The organism is Vibrio sp. 10N.222.52.B7 (assembly GCF_041474275.1).
Taxonomy (GTDB): Bacteria; Pseudomonadota; Gammaproteobacteria; order Enterobacterales; family Vibrionaceae; genus Vibrio; species Vibrio crassostreae_C.
On sequence record NZ_JBFRTU010000126.1, the window covers coordinates 1 to 418 of the forward strand.

Below are 418 nucleotides of genomic sequence, written 5' to 3' on the forward strand. Positions count from 1 at the left end.
GTGAAATCCAAATCGAAATTTATGGTAACTGGACAATGGACGATGCTCAATCTTGGGTCGACTTAGGTATTTCACAAGCGATTTACCACCGTTCTCGTGACGCTGAATTAGCCGGTGTGGGTTGGACAGAAGAAGATCTCGTGAAGATGCGTGCCTTGTCTGAAATGGGCATCGAGCTTTCTATCACGGGCGGTATCGTGCCTGAAGACCTTTACCTATTTGAAGGCATTAAAGCGAAAACCTTTATCGCAGGTCGAGCACTTGCAGGTGACAAAGGTAAAGAAACAGCAGAAGCACTAAAAGCTCAGATCGATCGTTACTGGAACTAGGAGGCGTTATGTATCAAAACCTGTTACGCCACCGTGTAGGGCTTTATGAAAAGGCCCTACCTAACGAACTCAGCTGGGAAGATAAACTT

1 protein-coding gene is annotated in these 418 nt (G+C 45.9%); it reads left to right on the top strand.

All coding sequences use genetic code 11. The features are described 5' to 3' along the window. On the top strand, positions 1 to 329 hold a 329-nt coding region (locus AB4512_RS21220), incomplete at its 5' end, for an orotidine 5'-phosphate decarboxylase / HUMPS family protein (protein ID WP_372175588.1). Between the last annotated feature and the right edge of the window lie 89 nt (positions 330 to 418).